We start from the raw sequence: 14611 nt of genomic DNA on the forward strand, positions 1-14611 counted from the left end.
AGTTAAAGACGTCTGTTTTTCCAAGGGGCGCGGGCTCAAGGAAGAAGACATGTGCCGAAGCAGATATGTTTATAAAGGATTACGAAATTTTAGAGCAGGGATAGAATCCGGTATCTCCTGGTTGAAGGGAAGCCTTGACCTGGCTCGTTGCACCTGGAAAGGATATGAGGGATTTAAGAGTTATGTGTGGGCGTCGATAGTCTCAGCCAACCTGCTTACCATAGCGCGTCAACAACTAGCTTAACAGCCAGTTGTTTGGCGGTAGTCTCTAAACAAACTGGATAGGTGCGCCTTGATTTCGGTTTTTGAAGGAATTTGCACATGACAAGCTAAAAAAGACAGCAAGAGTTTGCTTGTCCCATGAATCGATTGTGTTCGCTGGTACGACTGGCAGCGACCGCCTTTGAAAAAAATGCCATTTATGGACAGACACTAGTTGAGTAAAGTGCATACCCCGTTTATTCTTTAAGCTTTGTAAAGTTGGGATAAGACATGAGGCGTCAGAGAAAGTCGTCTCTGTTTTCTAGATGCATACCGACATCATATTCAAAGGAAACAGGAAGACGGGATGCGGACACTAGCTATTGCTAAGAAAACGATTATTTATCACCTTCGTCAACCCGCACGAAAAAACATCTATTTTCTTGTGGGCTGTCGGAAAAAGCGGACACAAAATTATTGTCAGGAATAATTATTATGAAACCTATAGAATCACGAAAAGATTTGAAAGAGTATTATTTTGATAAAGAACTGGTGGATTCTTATATAGATGAACGTTTCAAGCATCCATTAGGAAGAATTTTGCATGAAACTCAGGTCACAGTGATCAATGAGTCCATTCAAACATACGGCGTACAGGATGTCTTAGAACTTGCACCGGGACCAGGCCGGGTTAGCCTTGACGTGACAGGGTTTCAGCAGGGCGTCATGGTTGATTCCAGTGATAATATGCTTGAATTAGCGAAGAAGCGGCTGAGTACATCCGCGAATTATGACAAGTGGTCTTTCCAACTTTCGGATATTTTTGATTTTACAACAGAGCAAACATTTCATCTTGTTTACTCTTATAGATTTATTAGGCATTTAGAACATACAAAACGGATGAAAATGTATGCCACTATCCACAGCTTTTTGAAAGAGGAGGGACTCTTCATCTTCGATGCGGTAAATTTTGATGTGTCCTCTCCTATCAGGCAGGCCAATCCTGCTGTATTTCCTGTGTATGATAAATTGTATAAGCGGGAAGAGTTAATCAATGAATTACAGGAGAACGGTTTTGATGTGCTCAAATTGTATAGTGTCCAGTGCCGTTTTCTTGTCCAGCGCTTTCTGAATAAGTTTATCAAATTCAAACTTGATCCGCTTGTCTATTTTTTGATACGGCTTTTGGAAAACGAGGACAGTGAAAATCCTCTGGAATGGGTCGTGGTATGTCGAAAAAGATAATTTATTGGACTGGCGTGTATTCTCCTACCCATGAGGCGGTATCAAAAGAAATTTCTCTACTGCACAAGCATTTTCCTCGCAGTGTGGTGTATGGAATTTCTTCAAGCGATTACCTCAAATGGTCTTTCAGAGAGAGATATATTGTCCATTATTACAGGCCCTATCGGCTCGCTCCGAAATTGATTCCTTTTGTTGAAAAAGTATTTGATCTGTCTCATATCTACCATTCCATGAGCAATCGGTATTTTCTGGACAATCTTAATAAAAAGCCGATTATTTTGACCGCAGCCACAGGAGGAGATGTCCTGGATAAAAAGGTGTACGAGCGGATAGACAAGATTGTTGCGGAATCAGAATACGATTTCGAGAGACTAAAATCCGCTGGAATTCAAGAAGAAAAACTCTCGCTCATTTATCCCGGCTTGGATCTTAATCAATTTTCCTATCAGGAACCGGAAGGAGATTTCTCAATCCTGTTTGCCAGCAGTCCCTTTACGAAAGAGTATTTTGAGGCGAGGGGGGTCAATTTATTGCTTTCCGCCACTGAGGCATTCAAAAATGTGTCTTTTACACTTTTATGGAGGAAATGGGCCGATACCATTCCCGTGATAGAGCCGATGGTACAGGATAAAAAGAATGTGACATTACAGGTGGAACATATCAAGAATATTAGCACGCTCATCAACAACGTCCATGCCGTTATTGCGCCATTTACAGCTCAACAGCTGACAAAACCGTGCCCTCATTCAGTCATAGAAAGCCTTGCATCTGGTAAGCCCGTTCTTGTTACTGATAAAGTCGGCATCGCTCATATTATAGAGGAAACTCAGTGTGGGGTGGTCTTTAAACCGAATAAAGATTCTTTGATAGCCGCTATCAAAGAATTACGTACTAATTATGCACAATACCAAATAAATGCTCGAAAATGTGCCGAAACATACTTTTCACAATATGTCTTTTTGAAGCAATATGAGTCTCTTTATCATGAACTTTTTTAGGGCCTCAGGATGAATCAGATTTGCAAAAAGATCTTTGCTCAATGCTATTGAATAATGTGTGTGAATCGTCTTGTGAATACCGAACCTTCAATCTTTATTACCGGGACCCAACGTCCAGGGGCCACATTGCTCTGTCGAACCCTGCGCATACACCCTACTTATTTTTTCTGAATGAAGAGCACTCAATTCATGAGCTTGATGAGCTCCTGATATTGTCTAAAGAGCAGTGTTCAGAAGGATTAAATAAGTGGTAGAATTATGTTTAATCAGCGGCGTGAAACCCAGTCAAAATCAGCGATTAAAAACCAGCCATTTTTTCAAAAGGGCAAACTACTTTATCCATGGACAATTGATCAAAAAAAGCCACGCGGTTTACTTTCGGTGAAAAAAAATACTGCTTGACGTGGTACCCGATAGATCTCCTTGGTTCAGCTTCACAGGCTCTAGTTCCAAGCGTTTCGCAAGTTTCACTACTGCATGGAGGTTAGCAGGATAAGCTACCCCAGAGTGAAGGAAAACGAGCCTTGGGCCTGCTTGATAATCCTTTCCATGTCAGTCGGTGACGTGAAAAATACCAGGAATGTTCCTGTAAAGATTCTATTTTATTGTGGTTTACTTCAGGTTAGCTAATCGAAGTAAGAAATTAAAGGACAATAAAAACACAAAGAAATACAAAAGAAAGAAAGCGATAAATATCAACCTAATATTTATTTATCAGGTTTTATGAAAAAGGAAAGAAACTGAGCAGTGGCTGGAATATCGCCGATTATTGTGGCTTACTTCTACCCAGGTAATTTTAGCTGGGGAGTAGAGCGCTGATTACAATTACGCACCGGAAAGTTGGTTTATGGGTATAGGAGCTCGGTTTGAAGAGGAAATGCAGTTGTTTTTTGGTGGGGAGTGGTGATGCCTGAATGCCGAGATATAATCTTATGCCAAGATTTCTTCCCTGCTGTTGGCGGAGCACACCACTGGTTGTACGAGGTTTATAAAAGATGGCCTGAACATGTGGTTGCACTTGTTGCTGACTATTCATCACAGTTCACCTTTGCTGAACGCCAAATCGCTTTTGATCAATTGGATCATTGGAGCTTGTCCATAGTTCGACATAGCCACCTCATTGACGATCTTGATCTTTTTAGCCTCCAGTTTTATATCAAAACAAGGCAGGTCCATAAGTTAATTTGTCAACTCAGTATCCAGAGAAATGTGACACTCCATTGCCTCCGAGCATATCCAGAGGGTTTTGTTGCCGCTCTGTACAAGCGGCTTCATGGCAACAAAACAAGACTTGTCACTTACGCCCATGGTGAAGAGGTGGTCACGGCCCGAACTAGCCGTCAACTGACTTGGGCCGCTAAATTTGCCTACAAGTCATCCAACTGCATCATTGCCAACAGCCTGTCGACCCAAAATTTAATCAACGATTTTTGTGGTCACCCTAATATTAATATTATTCATCCAGGTGTAGATATCGATTCGTTTGTATACGAAGATGTGGACGTTCAAGCACAACGTCAGCAGTGGGGGGTCAGCGAGGATGATATTGTGCTTGTCTCAATCTCACGCATGGAACCCCGCAAGAACCATGCACGAGTTTTAAAGTCTGTTGCTGAATTACGGAGCCTGGGGTTGCAGGTCGTCAGTGTGATGGCCAGTGATGGTGGGGAGAAGCCGAAACTTCAGCAGCAGGCCCATGATTTAGGGATTGCTGAGTTTGTCCGTTTTCCTGGCTATATTAATGATCGGGAGCGTGTATTGAGTTTTGCCGCGGCAGATATTCATGTGCAACCGTCGATTCAATCCGGTTCAATGATCGAGGGATACGGAATCGTTTTTATTGAAGCGGCAGCGGCTGGGATCCCTTCAATAGCCGGGAATAGCGGAGGGCAGGCTGAGGCGGTGCTGGATGGCAAAACCGGTTTTGTGATTGACGGTACAGATCAGAAACAACTCACTGAAGCAATTAAGAGGTTTGCAGAGTCATCTGAATTGAGAAAGCAAATGGGGCTCGCAGGTCGTACCTGGGCCCGAAAAAATGATTGGAATCATATAGCAGAGCAAACCGAGCTACTCCTGGTGCACATATGAAGCTATTTGATTGCTATCCAGTGCTGTCTTATCGTTTAGCCCCAGAATGAAAGTTGCGGAGAATCAACAGGCTGCCTGTCTGGCGGCTTAAAAAGTCTGTTGAAATCACTTCGAGCAATGAGGTTGAGTTGTAAAATCCGGAGTATTTGTGTCATTGAACAGCTCAATTTTGCTTTGAATTTCAGAAAAGCGGCAAGAAGGTAAACGCACAGCGCAATCCAGACTTGAGAGAGTAAGGCATTTTCTGATGTGCCCAAGAAGGTTTTGTTTTATTCACTTGAAAAATTGCTCGATCTGCCAGCGTTCTTTATAGATATCAGTCACCTCAGTGGCTTTCAGGTGCTGGGCGTTGGTAACATATCGGTATTGCTTGCCTGTCCCTGGGTCAATGTACACCACGAGGCGAAATGGTTGCTCGACACCCTTTAGCCGAATTTGCTGATCATCGTTAATCCCCTTGCCTTTGCGGCCAGACCGTTTGAAAAGGTATTCCACATCGGCATTGCTTTTGAGGCGGGTTACGAAGAACAATCCGTTTTGTGTGAGTTTTGAATACCAGTCATAATCAGTGATCCCTCTATCGAAACAGAGAAAAGAGCCTTTGGGCAATGTGAGTGTCCTGGCCCAGTTGATCTCATGAACTTGCCGTTGGTCATGTCCATAAACGCCGGAAGATAACCTCCTGCATCCAGGCCGGTGTGTAATTTAATCGCTCCTCTACGGCTACGGAACTCAGCCCATGGAAAGGCGTTAAGACAAAGTTTAATGGTAGTCGTATCAAGAAGGTAGAGTTTACCGCTAAATGAAAATTTGTGGCCGGGAGCAACTCTTTGACATTTTGTGAGGAGCTCGCTGAAAATAAGTTGATAGAGACTCGCAGGTTGCTGTTCGTTGACTCGAGCCAAAGTAGCTCGAGAAGTTGGTCTCATACCAAGGTGATAGAGCCGGTTTTGCTGAGCCTTCAAATTATGGGTAATGTCTCGAAGGCTTTTGCGACCGGAGAGTTGCCCAATTAGCATCGCCATGAACTGGCTCCAGCGGTTGTACGAGCGAAATTTCTGGCCCACATGGTGAATAGCGGCATGATAGTAGAAAACATGTCGAGTGATAAATGCAGTAATTTGTTGAAGGATTGTGTTATAATGTGCCATGGCTCGGATCTCCTTGCTGTTATGTTGTTTTTCGCACATTCATGATAACACAAGAAGCTCTCCGGGCCTTTATTTATCTGTTTCTCCTTACAAATTTATGAGACAGCACTGATTGCTATCAAGTGGTTTGAGGTATTTCTATGGTGAACGTTGAAAAAATTAGAATGGTCTATTTAACTTCCGTAGAGCATAGCGGTTCAACCCTGATCGCTTGCTTGTTGGGCGGCCATCCGCAGGTTATGACCGTTGGTGAATTTGGCACCCCTTTCCCCAAAAATGGTAACTGCTCTTGCGGTGCGATTTACCAAGATTGCGCATTCTGGCAGAAATGGGCTGAACTGGCTGAGCAGAATAGTGTGCCTTTCGAACTGGGGAACTTTGATATTAATATTTTACCAGATCCTGCCGGCGGTTTTTGGGAAGATTTGTTCTATTATCAATTTCCCCTGAAAATCGTTGATCGCATTCGTGATACTTTATATTTATTATTGCCCCAGCGAAATAAGGCGGCTCAGGCTAAAATTGACAGGAGTGTCAGGCTGGCAAAAATACTTTGTGATGCTGCTGGGGCGTCTGTATTTCTGGATACCACCAAAAATCCTTTGCAAGCTGGGTTTCTGGCCCAGCATCAGCAGGTTGATTTAAAGGTTATCTGCCTTGTACGCGATGGTCGTGGAGTTATGAATTCGCTCTTAACAAAGGAGAGAACATATACCCCTGAATCTGCGGTTGATTCGTGGTTGTGGGGAATCAGAAATATGGAACGTGCTCAGCGCCATTATGTTGGTAGTTCACAAGTATATTTTTTGAAATTGGAAGAATTATGCCAGCAACCCGAGCTGAAATTAACCGAACTTTTGAAATTTGTTGGGGTGGAGGTAGATGATGTTGAATTTGATTATAGTCAGGCAAAACGGCATATCGTAGGGAACCGAATGAGGCACTTTTTTGATGGGACAATAAAGAAGCCTGATGAAGCTTGGCGAAGTGAATTAAGCAAAGAAAACCTGGCCCTTTTTGAAGCAAAAGCAGGACGTATTAATAGAAAATACGGTTATTAATACTGACGAGTTACATTAACCAATTCTTTTTGATTTTTTGGTCATTGAGTTCAACTCTCCGCTAGCCAGCATATTTCATTAACATCGGAATGGCGCTTGTAGATCCTCTTCGTCGTGAAAAAGGTTCTACGCGGACCAAGAAGTATGGAGGTCATCAGGCAGGTATAGCTTGAAATACTTATTACCTAAATCCTGCAATTAATCTTTAGAGCGGGTCACCCATGCAAGAAACGCCACTTTTTGGTCGCACTCGCTGCCACATTGAACAAATTTATGCAGAAATGTGTTCAGGAAGTGACTTAACACGATATTTTTTGTGTAACATCGCTCAGGTTGCCCTGAAGTAAGGCTTATTTTTTCGACTCAAGGCGCACCTTTCCCCTCACTTCGTTAAAATGCATTTTCCAAAACCGCGAAGAAAGGGTCAGCTTTCTCCTACAGCCACCCATTCATCCCATTGTCTAGAATAGAGCATTCTTTCTGGAGCCGTTACCTTCTGCTGGCGACTACCTGTTGTAAACTTTGCTGCCATTCGAACAAGAAAAGCTCTTATAGTCGCTGGTTCCCAACGCCGCAGCAACTTGTTTCCGCTCAACAAGGCCATCCAGCGCACAGTGTTGTATGCCAAGATTGCACTTTGGAATAATATCAGAACACCGGGCCTCGACAGTTTTTACAATATCAGCGAGTGCCAATTAACAACTTGTATTTCTGTTTTAAATTTGCCCCCCCTGGGGGAAGATGCGCTTACCCCCGATTTTAAGACCACCACCTTAAGTGGAATCTGCATTCCTAAAATGTTATTACAGGAGAATGCAGATGAGAAAAAAAAGAAGAACATTTTCAGACCAATTTAAAGCCAAGGTGGCAATCGAAGCCATCAGGGGTGTAAAGACTTTGGCTGAGTTGGCAACAGAGTACAAGGTTCACCCGAACCAGATTTCTGACTGGAAAAAGCAGGTGCAGTCAAATGCCCAAGAGCTTTTTGCTACTGGAAAGAAACAAAAGGCTAAGACTGAAGATGAGCTTACTTCTCCACTTTACGAGGAGATTGGGCGTCTCAAGATGGACATCAAGTGGCTTGAAAAAAAGCTATGAGCCTGCCAGTAGCAACACGGAGAAGTTGGGTGGGGTCGGACCCTGTATATTCGATCCGGCGTCAATGTAGGTTGGCAGGCATCTCCAGGTCCAGTATCTATTACGAACCTGCCCGTGAAACAGAAGAGAATCTTTTCTTAATGCGGCTGATTGATGAACAATACCTACTGCACCCAGAGTTCGGTTATCCACGGATGACAGATTGGCTACGAGAAAATGGATATGCAGTTAACCGTAAGCGAGTAGCCCGCCTGATGCAGCTTATGGGACTTCAGGCCATAACACCGGGACCACATACAAGCAAGCCTGGACCAGGGCACAAAATTTATCCATATCTTTTACGGAACGTGGATATTGAGAACGTCAATCAGGTATGGAGTACGGACATTACTTACATTCCGATGAGACACGGTTTCATGTATCTGGCAGCAGTGATTGATTGGTATAGTCGTTATGTATTGGCCTGGGAATTGTCGAATACCATGGAAAGCCTATTCTGTGTAGATGCTTTGAAGCTAGCTCTAACGAAGGGAAACCCTGGGATATTCAACACTGACCAAGGCTCACAATTCACCTCTGAAGCTTTTACTGAGGTGCTGCTGGATAAGGATATCGCGATTAGCATGGATGGGCGTGGCCGAGCCCTGGACAACGTATTTATCGAACGTTTGTGGTGGACGGTCAAGTATGAAGACATCTACCCTAGATCTTATTCTAATGGACATGCCTTATATCGTGGGTTGAGTCGTTATTTCAATTATTACAACAAGGTACGAAAAAACTCGGCGCTAGACAAGCAAACACCTTTTGAGGTATTCTCACACGGTGCGGTAATAGATTGAAACAAGTGGCGGCTAGCTTCGCTCGCCGGAGGTAGGTTTAACGCATTAAAGACCCAAGAATGGTGGAGAGGAAGAAAGGCTAGGCAAATAACTCACCCAGCCTCCCATTCTCGAGTCACTCATCACGGCGCTCGGGTCGCTCCTCAGCGTTGCCCTATCCTCCAGATGAGCAGAATAACGCTAGTCCAACTTCGTAATATTGATTCTCAAAAACCTCTGTGACGAAGGTTTTTCGTCGGCTACGAAAATTTAAAGCACCGAATTACAGCACTATAAAAATTTCACGCCTTTTGTAGTGCCATGAAGTGCGCTAGAGCCATTGACAGAAGGTGATTATTATGCAACTCTACTTGCATGTATATTCGAAAAACACAAATCCAGAAAAAGAAGGCTGGCGGTTTTTACTACACCTATCGAATTGTTGAGTCACAGCGTATTGGAGCAAAGGTTAGTCAGCGTACTCTGCTCAATTTAGGTGCGGACTTCTCTTTTTCTGAAGAACAATGGCCCATATTAACAAAAAGAATTGAGGAAGTACTTCACGGACAACACTCTCTTGTGGAAATTGATAGTGACATTGATAAGTGGGCAAACAGGTATGCGGCAAGAATTATTGCCAGGCAACAGGATGAAAGCGATTGTTCTGGTGTGGATTATCGAGAAATTAATGTAGATAGCCTTGAAATGAGCAGGCCGCGCAGTATTGGGTGTGAGCATGTTACCCTGGAGGCATTGCGTTTGCTGGAACTCGACACCACGCTTGATAAGTTAGGCTTTACCGGTCCTCAGGCAGCCTTGGCGATCGGTACTTTAGTTGGTCGTGCATGTCACCCGGCAAGTGAACGGGAGACACACCGCTGGCTTCAAGAGCAGTCAGGTCTCGGCGAACTGGTTGGCCATAATTTTGAAGAGGCCAGCTTGTATAAGATGTACCAGGTATCTGACCATCTGCTCAAAAAGAAAACAGCCATTGAAAACCACCTGTACCAAAAGGAACGGGATTTGTTTTCCCTGCAGGAGACGATCACTCTCTATGATTTGACCAATACGTATTTTGAAGGGCAGTGCCCTAGTAACAATCTCGCCAAACGTGGACACTCCAAAGAAAAAAGGTCGGATTGTCGATTGGTTACGTTGGCATTGGTGCTCGACGGCAGTGGTTTTCCAAAACCTAGTCATGTCTTCGAAGGAAATGTCAGTGAACCCTCAACGTTGGCTGAGATGATTCAGGAGCTTCAGTCCACAATTGCACCTCTATTGAAACCTACGGTAGTCATGGATGCTGGTATCGCCACCCAAGATAATATTGCCTGGTTAAAGGAACACTTCTATCCATATCTGGTTGTCAGTCGGAAAAAACATCGTGAATTTGATGATTCTGAATCGACCATTGTCAAACAGGATGCAGAATGCACTGTAAAAGTCCAGAAGGTGATTGATGAAGAAAGTGGGGAAACACTTTTATACTGCCATTCCAGCCAACGTGAGAAGAAAGAGCGGGCCATTGGCAACCGTTTTTCAACACGATTTGAGGATGCCCTGCAACACCTCAACAATGGACTGAGCATAAAGGGACGACTGAAAAAATATGATAAGGTGGTTGAGAAAATCGGCCGTATTAAGCAGCAGTTTTCAAAGGCAGCGAAACTGTATACCGTATCAGTGGAGAAAGATGACAAGAGCGGTAATGCCGCTAAGGTAACTTGGCATCGCAAGCCAGCACCGGACACAACCGATACGTATCCCGGCGTGTATTGCCTGCGCACCAGTCATGCTGATTGGGATGAAGCCACATTATGGAAAACGTATACCATGCTGACTGATCTGGAAGCCGTCTTTCGCTCCCTGAAATCTGAGCTTGGACTGTGTCCGGTACATCACCAGATAGCTGACAGGGTTTCAGGTCATCTTTTTATTACGTTGTTGGCATATCATCTTGTGCACACAATACGGTACCGACTTAGTCATGCAGGTATCCACGATTCATGGACAACGTTACGTAATACCCTCCTCCCTCACAATCGGGTCACCGTTTCGATGCAATGCAAAAATGGGGACACCGTACATGTTAGAAAAAGTGTGCGGCCTGATTCTGAGCAGCATAAAATATATTCAGCATTGGGTCTGAAAAATCATCCGGGAAATGTGGAAAAAACAACCATTGCAGCAAAATGAAAGATGTGGTGCCGTACTGAGCGGTCGAGTACGGGTAACATGCTCAAATTAAACGATATTTTGTTTCTCTATCACGAAGTTGGGATAAGAAATTTGGCTGCTTGTGTACCTGATATTTGGAATGCACCAGAAACAACACCCTCAGAACGGCAAGCTATTGTTCGTCAATTAATCGACAAAATAGTTGTAACGGTGGAAGGCGAAACAGAAAGAGTCTCTGTTCAATTTCACTGGATAGGAGGACATCAATCGCAGGCTGAGTTAGTTCGTCCGGTTGCCCGATTGGAGCAGTTGAGTTACTACCAGGATTTATTACATCGTGCAGCTCAATTGCATGCAAAGAAAAAAGGCCGACATATCATTGCGCAAATATTAAACGAAGAAGGATGGCGCCCGGCAAAACTAAGAGATACCTTCAATGCTTCGATGGTTCAGACGCTCCTGTCTCGCCAAGGGTTAAGACCTACCACTAGACGGAAACGGCCAACTGACGATATTCCCAAAGAAAAGAATGAATGGACTCTCCAAGAACTATCATTCAATCTCAAGATTCCTGGACCAAGGCTTTATTCATGGGCGAGAAAAGGAAGGTTAAAAGCGCGACGTGTTGAGAAATCCGGGAAATTACCCTGGCTCATCCATGCGGATGCAGCTGAACTTGATAGGCTTTCGGTCACTGAGAAAACAGCCTCGTAGTTGGCCAAAGCATATTAATGTTATGGAGAAGCAAAATAAGGAATTTGATTCCGGCAGAGTTGTTGAACATTAACAAGTGAGTACCATTCTTATCAATTTTTAGGATTTTTTTGTTACTCAGCATAGAACCTGAACAGGGGGATAATTTTGAGAAACACAAGCATACAGTCTTACAGAGGAAACGCCGATGGCTCATTGAGGTGTTTTTCAAAATGATGAAGCACTACCTAAACCTTGAGCGAGAGACTCAACTGCGTGATTATGACGGAATGGTAGCTCATATCAACATCGCTATGTCCCGCTACATATTTCTGTCGTTTGAGCAACGCTGTCATGACGATCCAAGAACCCTGGGATCTCTTTTTACGCCTGCAGCAGCGAAATGAGAGATCTTAACCTGATCGAAGCGCTGCAAAGGTTGACCAGTATTGCCATGGAGAAGGTTCGCGCAGCGGGCATCGTGACTAAAGATGTTGTGCTCATGCTGGTAGATACAATCATGAGTGTTGCTGTTGACACGATACAAAAGAGTCGGAAGTTATCACCTTTTAATCGCAGTATTTTAAAAAGTTAAAACAAGTCAGGAACTTGAGATAATCTAGATGCTGCAGTCATCAGCTATGATGAACGTATAGCTGATGACTGCAGTTTTTGGGACCACAATAATCAGGTTTCATTTAAGGTTTATTTTTAATATTGTGGGTCGAACAGTTTCCAAGTCGTCTGCGACCCGGTCAGCTTTCAGCTCGTATGCGACTAACATCGGGTACAAATTACCTCCACTCATCTGTGTTAGTACAAGCCATAAATACCCCCTGTCATTATCCCAATAAACACCTCCAATTCTTGTAGGTAGCTTATTCCTGTCTACAGGAGTAACAGGTAGTTCACTGAAATCTGGAGTTATAATCGTAGGTGTACATTCCCACTCGTTTATATCGCCAGATGCTACTTGAGCCAAACAATCTGGATTATATACATATAGGTTTTTTGTAAATGAACCTGTTGGACCATCAGCATAATCAGTAGGATGTAGGTAATGTGCTGTTGAACCGTCATAAAAGTCAGATGGGTTATATACCAGAAATGTAGATGTTTGTGCATCGTAGTCGAGATAACCATTAGGAGATGTAATACCGTACACAACTCCTTTATAGTTAGAATCATCAATCCACCCTGCGCCGTTACTAACCGAGTCTGCAAGAAAATAGCCTATATCTCCGGTGGGGCCAGATAACCTTGGATTTTCTTGGATTGTTCCAAAATCTGGTTGACTTGCAAAAATAGGAATGGGATTGTTACAGGCTGAATAATCAGAGCCACTAGGGCAACTTGAGCTTTGAGTATTACCATTAATATAAGTGGGGAATGCATAGTTCTTGTCCCGTATCTCGTAATGGTTTTGTCCATCTGAAGCAAAGTTTGATGTCGGGTAGTCCATCAGGTATGTTGGAACCGTATCACCAATAGCAAATGCTCCTAGCGCTGGCCCCATTGGTGAGTTCAGTGCATCGTACCCCCCTGCTGCCATGCCTATATTTTTACCTGCTAACCCGTTTGCTGCTGCCCAATCTGATGGGATGCGGGTAAATCCACCACCAAGTGCTTGATGCAAGTGGAAGAGCTTATTATAATTGATTCCGTCAATCCAATCTGCGGTATCATCTACGCGTCCGACTGATTGAAGTGTTTCGACTCCTGTGTTAAGATTCCAAATTGATACCCAATTATAAGTACCAGGATGGCTATATGTTAACCGACCAGAGCAGAGTACCTGATTCGCATCTATCCACTGGACGCCTTGAGCTTCCATATATTCAACAGTAGTGAAAGGGCGACCATTTCTCCCCGCTATTAAAGTCGGGAATGTCATGTCAGGATCACTTGGTTCTATGTATTCAATGATTCGGCCGCTTACACCGTGATGTGCTATCCACTTGTTTGTTCCAGGTCTTTTGTCAAACGATCCAGAGGCATACCGCGTGTTGTAACCGTCTATAAGCGTTGCTGGAACCTTAAAACCGCCAACCAGAGTAAAATCAAACCAAGACGAAACTAATGTCTTGGCAGTTGCAGAAGTGTAGGAAAGAGATATGAGTGCTGTGACTAGCAATATTGTTAATCGCATACCATTACCTCAAAACTCAGGTCACCGAAAGTTGTATCGACATTAGCTAATCCCGTTGAGCTTAAGTACCTATCTCCTTTAGCGTATCCACCATAGTTGTCTCTATTGAGTTTAAATCGTGTATTATAGTTTCCGTCATTAAACACCATAAAATACTTAAGCTTTGATGTTGCCATTGATGGTGGAGATGCAAACACGACCTCTACTGTGTCTCCTGCCTTATATCCACTGATATCGACAGTCTCTTCTGTGTCATATATCGTTGAGAGATCTGCGGTATTCCCTACTCTCATTTTTAATGTCCCCGGTGTGGTTCCTACATAACTTAGGGCTACCTTGATAGCATATATTTCTCCTGTTGAGACAGGCGTAAATGATTGACCAGAGACTGTTTTAGGATCATTATCGGTGTCGGAATATATATCTGGTGTGGTGGCATCAGTGGTAATATATGAAATGTCTGCAGACTGACAATTACCAGTAGCTATTTGCTGTTGAGAAATCGTAACACCTTTACTGTTATCCAGTATTGTCAATGAAACAAAATCAGGGGTAATATCTGTATATTTATGAGATACTGATATACCTGTCCCGTTGTTACCGTCACCAAAATCCCACTTGTATTCTAGAATCTCTCCATCAGGGTCATACGAATCACTAGCATCAAAAGTAAACGTGTCATCATCTTGTATATAGGTTATTTTAGCCACAGGGGGGATGTTTGCTCCATCTGCGTCAGTTATCGAAACACCTGTGAGATTCCCTTGCAAGTTCTCTGCGGCTGGCGTGGTTACTGGTGCAGCTAAAATACATGTGGATAGCAAACTTCCTATTAGGTAGGAGAGGCTATTCTTTTTCAGGCCTAAGTGTTTTTTTAATTTGTTGATTCTGTATTTCATCTTGCCCTCGTTTTCGCTGTTTTTTT

12 protein-coding genes and 2 pseudogenes are annotated in these 14611 nt (G+C 43.5%); 10 read left to right on the plus strand and 4 right to left on the minus strand.

Translation table 11 applies throughout. The annotated features are described in order from the left end of the window. From JWH17_RS16365 to JWH17_RS16380, 4 genes and pseudogenes are all read left to right on the plus strand, one after another. Window positions 1-244, plus strand: a pseudogene (locus JWH17_RS16365) (ISNCY-like element ISDol1 family transposase); the annotation flags it as partial. 452 nt (window positions 245-696) lie between these two features. Next, on the plus strand, window positions 697-1446 hold the full coding sequence (locus JWH17_RS16370) for a class I SAM-dependent methyltransferase (RefSeq protein ID WP_205223716.1): 750 nt from the start codon (window positions 697-699) through the stop codon (window positions 1444-1446). After that, window positions 1431-2444, plus strand: a complete 1014-nt coding sequence (locus tag JWH17_RS16375) for a glycosyltransferase family 4 protein (RefSeq protein ID WP_205223717.1) — start codon at window positions 1431-1433, stop codon at window positions 2442-2444. Before JWH17_RS16370 ends, JWH17_RS16375 begins: the two co-directional genes overlap by 16 nt. Before the next feature lie 906 nt (window positions 2445-3350). Then, window positions 3351-4535 (plus strand): glycosyltransferase family 4 protein, encoded by a 1185-nt coding sequence (locus JWH17_RS16380; RefSeq protein WP_205223718.1) that lies wholly within the window; start codon window positions 3351-3353, stop codon window positions 4533-4535. A 35-nt stretch (window positions 4536-4570) separates the two neighbouring features. Here JWH17_RS16380 and JWH17_RS16385 read toward each other — a convergent pair. After that, window positions 4571-5686, minus strand: a pseudogene (locus tag JWH17_RS16385) (IS4 family transposase). Between the two features lie 140 nt (window positions 5687-5826). Here JWH17_RS16385 and JWH17_RS16390 point away from each other — a divergent pair. Beyond that, window positions 5827-6747 (plus strand): sulfotransferase, encoded by a 921-nt coding sequence (locus JWH17_RS16390; RefSeq protein ID WP_205223719.1) that lies wholly within the window; start codon window positions 5827-5829, stop codon window positions 6745-6747. 424 nt (window positions 6748-7171) lie between these two features. Here JWH17_RS16390 and JWH17_RS16395 read toward each other — a convergent pair whose 3' ends face one another. Beyond that, window positions 7172-7375, minus strand: a complete 204-nt coding sequence (locus JWH17_RS16395) for a hypothetical protein (RefSeq protein ID WP_205223720.1) — start codon at window positions 7373-7375, stop codon at window positions 7172-7174. A 191-nt stretch (window positions 7376-7566) separates the two neighbouring features. Here JWH17_RS16395 and JWH17_RS16400 point away from each other — a divergent pair. From JWH17_RS16400 to JWH17_RS16420, 5 genes are all read left to right on the plus strand, one after another. Further along, window positions 7567-8687, plus strand: a protein-coding gene (locus JWH17_RS16400) for an IS3 family transposase (RefSeq protein ID WP_438941067.1) whose coding sequence is annotated in 2 segments (ribosomal slippage) — window positions 7567-7830 and window positions 7833-8687 — 1119 coding nt in all. Because the reading frame shifts where the segments join, the coding sequence is not laid out codon by codon here. Between the two features lie 354 nt (window positions 8688-9041). Beyond that, window positions 9042-10862 carry an IS1634 family transposase gene (locus JWH17_RS23870; protein ID WP_232371143.1) on the plus strand — a complete coding sequence of 607 codons (1821 nt, stop codon included), beginning with the start codon at window positions 9042-9044 and terminating at the stop codon, window positions 10860-10862. A gap of 39 nt (window positions 10863-10901) precedes the next feature. Next, entirely contained in the window at window positions 10902-11558 is a 657-nt protein-coding gene (locus JWH17_RS16410) for a hypothetical protein (protein ID WP_205223722.1), read from the plus strand. A 212-nt stretch (window positions 11559-11770) separates the two neighbouring features. Then, window positions 11771-11944: a hypothetical protein gene (locus tag JWH17_RS16415; RefSeq protein WP_205223723.1), complete on the plus strand. Its 174-nt coding sequence runs from the start codon at window positions 11771-11773 to the stop codon at window positions 11942-11944. Further along, window positions 11941-12132 (plus strand): hypothetical protein, encoded by a 192-nt coding sequence (locus JWH17_RS16420; RefSeq protein WP_205223724.1) that lies wholly within the window; start codon window positions 11941-11943, stop codon window positions 12130-12132. Before JWH17_RS16415 ends, JWH17_RS16420 begins: the two co-directional genes overlap by 4 nt. Window positions 12133-12231: 99 nt before the next feature. On the opposite strand, the gene JWH17_RS16425 is transcribed toward JWH17_RS16420, so the two are convergent. Together JWH17_RS16425 and JWH17_RS16430 are read right to left on the minus strand one after the other, a co-directional pair. After that, entirely contained in the window at window positions 12232-13686 is a 1455-nt protein-coding gene (locus JWH17_RS16425) for a hypothetical protein (RefSeq protein ID WP_205223725.1), read from the minus strand. Continuing rightward, window positions 13677-14585 carry a PKD domain-containing protein gene (locus JWH17_RS16430; protein WP_205223726.1) on the minus strand — a complete coding sequence of 303 codons (909 nt, stop codon included), beginning with the start codon at window positions 14583-14585 and terminating at the stop codon, window positions 13677-13679. The genes JWH17_RS16425 and JWH17_RS16430 overlap by 10 nt, the downstream gene beginning before the upstream one ends. Window positions 14586-14611 lie beyond the last annotated feature (26 nt).

It is taken from the genome of Desulfogranum marinum, assembly GCF_016918565.1.
GTDB lineage: Bacteria > Desulfobacterota > Desulfobulbia > Desulfobulbales > Desulfobulbaceae > Desulfogranum > Desulfogranum marinum.